The organism is Sphingobium sp., assembly GCF_003248505.1.
Classification (GTDB): Bacteria; Pseudomonadota; Alphaproteobacteria; order Sphingomonadales; family Sphingomonadaceae; genus Sphingobium.
Genome location: NZ_QFOA01000130.1, coordinates 1 through 4933 on the forward strand (window position 1 = coordinate 1; position 4933 = coordinate 4933).

The following is a 4933-nucleotide window of genomic DNA, read 5'->3' on the forward strand; positions in this document are numbered from 1 at the left end:
CCTGATGATCGACATCGCGGCGCGGGATCACCTCATGCCCTGTCAGCAGTGCCTCGGTCTCGCGTCGGCCATGGGTTTCCACGACGCCGATGACCACGTCGATCCCGGCCTGAAGACGCTGCATCCCGTCGGTCAGCATCTCATAGGTCTTGCCGACGCCGGGCGCCGCGCCGAGGAAGATTTTCAACCGCCCGCGGCCTTCCTGCGCCGCTTGACGCAGGAAGGCCTCTGGATCGCGGCGGTCTGGGTCGTTCATCGCCCCTTGTTAGCGCCGATGCGGTCGAGCCGTCGATTGATTTCGAGCACATTGACGCGCGGTTCGCCGAACAGGCCCAGCCAGGGCCGTTCGATGCTGTCGTCGACGAGGGTGCGCACCTTGTCGGGTTGAAGACCGCGCACACGGGCGACGCGGTCGACTTGATAAAAAGCCGCATCGGGGCTGATATGAGGGTCGAGCCCCGATGCGGAGGCAGTCACCAGATCGGACGGAACTTCTTGACCGGGTGATGTCCTGTTGGAGGCGAGGTCCGTCTTCACGCGATCTATGAGCGCGCGGGAGGTCGGGCCGAGATTGGAGCCGGAGGAGGCCATGGCGTCATAGCCCTTGCCCGCAGCCGACGGACGACCGTGGAAGTAGCGGTCGGCGGCGAAGGACTGACCGATCAGGGTGGAGCCCACGAGCTTGCCATCCTGTTCGATGAGGCTGCCGTTGGCCTGGCTCGGGAAAGCCAACTGCCCGATGCCGGTCAACGCCAGCGGATAGGCGATGCCAAGCAGCGCGGCGAACAGCAGTGTCATGACGAGCGCAGGGCGCAGCGAAGTGAGGATGTCCTTGTTCATGACGAAATCCTTCAGGCAAGACCCAGGCCATTGACGGCCAGATCGATGAGCTTGATGCCGACGAACGGCGCGATCAGGCCGCCCAGCCCGTATATGGCGAGGTTGCGGGCCAGCAGCGGGCCTGCGCCGATCGGCTTGTAGGCGACGCCCCGGAGCGCGAGCGGGACGAGCATCGGGATGATGATCGCGTTGAAGATGATGGCGGACAGGATCGCGCTTTGCGGTGTCGCCAGACCCATGACGTTCAGCACGCCGAGACCGGGATAGAGCACCACGAACATTGCCGGGATGATCGCGAAATATTTGGCTACGTCGTTCGCCACCGAAAAGGTGGTGAGCGCTCCGCGTGTCATCAGCAATTGCTTGCCCAGGCCTACCACCTCGATCAGCTTGGTGGGATCGCTGTCGAGATCGACCATGTTGCCCGCCTCGCGCGCGGCCTGCGTACCGGTGTTCATCGCGACGCCGACATCGGCCTGCGCAAGGGCGGGCGCGTCGTTGGTGCCGTCGCCGCACATGGCGACGAGGCGGCCGCCCTGCTGTTCCTTACGGATAAGGGCGAGCTTATCCTCCGGCGTTGCCTGTGCGAGGAAGTCGTCGACGCCCGCTTCCGCCGCTATCGACGCAGCGGTGAGGGGATTGTCGCCGGTGATCATCACCGTGCGGATGCCCATCTGGCGCAGTTCGCCGAACCGTTCGCGGATACCCGCCTTCACGATATCCTTGAGGAAGATCGCGCCCAGCAATTCGCCGTCCTTCGCGACCGCCAGCGGCGTACCGCCCGCACGACCGATTTCGTCGCTGATGCGGCGAAGCTCTTCGGCGACCGGGGTGGTGGCAGTGTCGGGATGCGCCCGCAGGATCGAATCCACCGCGCCCTTCTGGATGGTGGTGCCGCCGAAGCGCACCCCCGACACGCGCGTCTGGGCGGTGAAGGGAATGACCTCCGCGCCTTCGGGCAATGCCTGCGCGCTCTGGCCGAACTTGTCGCGGGCAAGGACGACGATCGAGCGGCCCTCGGGCGTTTCGTCGGCGAGGCTGGCGAGGAGCGCGGCTTCCGCCAGCGTGGTTGTCGTCGCCTTGCCCACGGGGCGGAATTCGGTCGCCTGCCTGTCTCCCACGGTGATGGTGCCGGTCTTGTCGAGCAGCAGCACGTCGATGTCGCCTGCCGCCTCGACCGCGCGACCGGACTTTGCAAGGACATTGAAGCGCACCAGCCGGTCCATCCCCGCGATGCCGATGGCAGACAGCAGCGCCGCGATGGTAGTGGGGATGAGCGTGATGAGCAGCGCGGCGAGGATCGAGACGGGGATCGATCCGCCGGCATAGCTGGCAAAGCCCGGTATCGTGCCGACCGCGATCAGGAAGATGATGGTGAGGCCGACGAGCAGCAGCGTCAGGGCGATTTCGTTCGGCGTCTTCTGCCGCTCGGCCCCCTCGACCAGCGCGATCATCCGGTCGAGGAAGCCCTGCCCCGGATTGACGGTCACGCGGACGCGGATTTCGTCCGAAATGACGCGCGTGCCCGCCGTGACGGCAGAGCGGTCGCCGCCCGCTTCACGAATGACGGGCGCGGATTCGCCGGTGATCGCCGCTTCGTTGACCGACGCCACCCCGGCCACGACTTCGCCGTCGGAAGGGATGAGGTCGCCGGTCTGGACGAGCACGACGTCGCCCAGTTTCAGGACGCTGGCGGCGACGGTCTCAAACTCGCGCCCGTCGCTCTTCAGGCGCTTGGCGGTGAGGTCGGCCTTGGTCGCGCGGAGCGAGGCGGCCTGCGCCTTGCCCCGCCCTTCGGCGAGCGCTTCGGCAAAGGTGCCGAAGAGAACCGTCAGCCACAGCCAGATCACAAGCTGAAGCTTGAAGCCCATGGCAAGACCATCATGCCCGACGACGAGCAGGACGGTGAGCAGCACCGCCACCACGGCGGTGGTGAACATCACCGGGTTGCGGATCAGGTCCTTGGGATTGAGTTTGCGGAAGGCGTCGCCGATGGCCGGGACGATCAGGTCTGCGGTAAAGAGCGATGGGGACGCGGTGCGTGCCATGATAAAGCTCCGATCAGAAAAGCTGGCCGCGGATCATCGCGAGATGATCGGCAATGGGGCCAAGGGCGAGGCCGGGCAGGAAGGTCAGCCCGCCCAGGATGAGGACGATGCCGACGAGCAGGCCGGTCCAAAGCGGTCCGGTCGTGGGGAAGCTGCCGGCAGTTTCGGGCACATATTTCTTGGCAGCCAGTCCACCGGCGATCGCCAGCATCGGCACGATGATGAAGAAGCGACCGATCCACATCGCAACGCCCAGCAGGCCGTTGTAGAAGGGCGTATTGGCGGTCAACCCGGCGAAGGCGGATCCGTTGTTCCCTACCCCGGACGTGAAGGCGTAGAGGATTTCGGAAAATCCGTGCGGTCCCTTGTTAAGAGGTCCGGCCAGCCCCGCAGGCAAAACCGCAGCGATGGCGGTGAAGCCGAGGATGACGAGCGGCAGCACGGCGATCGCCAGGACGGCGAGCTTCACCTCGCGGCTTTCGATTTTCTTGCCCACATATTCGGGCGTGCGTCCGACCATGAGACCCGCGACGAACACCGCAAGGATCGCGAACAGGAGGAAGCCGTAGATTCCCGCGCCCACGCCGCCGACCACGACTTCGCCCAGCTGGATGTTGAGCAGAGGGATCATGCCGCCCAGAGCGGTGAAGCTGTCGTGCATCGCATTGACCGCGCCGCAACTGGCGGCGGTGGTGATGACCGAGAAAAGCGAAGAAGCGGCGATGCCGAAGCGGACTTCCTTTCCTTCCATATTGCCGCCGGCGACGCCGAGGCTGTGGAGGATGGGATTGCCAGCCGATTCCTGCCAATAGGTGACCGCAACGCCGATCAGGAAGATGGTGAGCATCGCTGCCAGGATCGCCCTGCCCTGCCTGACATTGCCGACCGCCTTGCCGAACGTGTAGGTCAGCCCCGCGCCGATTGCGAAGATCGACAGCATCTGCACGAAGTTCGTGAGCGCGGATGGATTTTCGAACGGATGCGCCGAATTGGCGTTGAAGAAACCACCGCCATTTGTGCCCAGCATCTTGATCGCTTCCTGGCTCGCGACAGGTCCGAGGGCAATCGTCTGGCGTGCGCCTTCCAGCGTGATCACATCGACCGACGCGGAAAGTGTCTGGGGAATGCCGCTCGCGATGTAGAACAGCGCGATCACGAAACAGGCGGGCAGCAACAGGTAAAGCGTTACGCGCGTCATGTCGGCCCAGAAATTGCCGATGCCGCTTGCTTCCCGGCGCGCGAAGCCCCGGAACAGCGCGAAGGCGAGCGCGATGCCGGTAGCCGCCGACAGGAAATTATGCAGCGTCAGCGCCAGCATCTGGCTGAGCGGCGACATGGCGGCTTCGCCCGAATAACTCTGCCAATTGGTGTTGGTCGTGAAACTGATCGCCGTATTGAAGGCGAGGTCCGCGCTGTTACCTGCGTAACCCAGCGGATTGAGCGGCAGAGCACCCTGAAACCGCAAGATCGCATAGGTGAACATCAGGCCGACAGCGTTGAAGATCAGCATGTGGACGGCGTAGCGCCGCCATCCCTGCTCCTGTGCCGGGTCGATGCCGGACAGCCGATAGAATCCCGCCTCGACCGGCCCCAGCAACGCGTGAAGCGGCGTGCGGCGTCCTTCGTAGAGGGCGAACAGCCATAGTCCCATCGGCTTGGTAACGGCGAGGAGAATGGCGACGAAGGCGACAATGAGCGCCCATCCCTGGAATGTCATGGATTGGCCTCCGCGATCAGAAGCGTTCGGGGCGGGCAAGCACCGCCACGAGATAGAGAAGAAGGCCGAGCGCGGTGATGGCCGCCAGCCAGAGGTCGATTGTCATGTGCATGGCCCTTCCTTCAACCGTTGTCGCACAGCGCGGCGTAGCCAAGCGTTGCGGCAAGCAAGCCGAGGATGAGGCCGATCCAGAGGATGTCCTGCATTGTCTGTCTCCCGCACGGCGTCGGGGCCACGCGATATGCGGCGCCGATTCGTCTGCGGTGGTTCAAGTAGGTGAGCGGGGCGTTTGAAATCGAGAGACAGGACCGGCGCCGCGCATAGTATT

5 protein-coding genes and 1 pseudogene are annotated in these 4933 nt (G+C 64.5%); all 6 read right to left on the reverse strand.

Features of this window, described 5'->3' with window-relative positions; genetic code table 11:
• Window positions 1–256: pseudogene (locus DI606_RS19445) on the reverse strand (sensor histidine kinase KdpD); the annotation flags it as partial.
• Window positions 253–840: a potassium-transporting ATPase subunit KdpC gene (gene kdpC / locus DI606_RS19450; RefSeq protein WP_293985592.1), complete on the reverse strand. Its 588-nt coding sequence runs from the start codon at window positions 838–840 to the stop codon at window positions 253–255. The gene kdpC and the pseudogene DI606_RS19445, both read right to left, overlap by 4 nt.
• A gap of 11 nt (window positions 841–851) precedes the next feature.
• On the reverse strand, window positions 852–2888 hold the full coding sequence (gene kdpB, locus DI606_RS19455) for a potassium-transporting ATPase subunit KdpB (RefSeq protein ID WP_293985593.1): 2037 nt from the start codon (window positions 2886–2888) through the stop codon (window positions 852–854).
• 13 nt (window positions 2889–2901) lie between these two features.
• Complete coding sequence (kdpA, locus tag DI606_RS19460; protein WP_293985594.1) at window positions 2902–4605, reverse strand: potassium-transporting ATPase subunit KdpA; 1704 nt, start codon at window positions 4603–4605, stop codon at window positions 2902–2904.
• A gap of 16 nt (window positions 4606–4621) precedes the next feature.
• Window positions 4622–4711, reverse strand: coding sequence for a potassium-transporting ATPase subunit F (locus tag DI606_RS19465; RefSeq protein ID WP_093084745.1), 90 nt, complete (start codon window positions 4709–4711; stop codon window positions 4622–4624).
• A 16-nt stretch (window positions 4712–4727) separates the two neighbouring features.
• Window positions 4728–4933, reverse strand: a 206-nt coding sequence (locus DI606_RS19470) for a hypothetical protein (RefSeq protein WP_293985597.1), incomplete at its 5' end; no start/stop codon positions are given.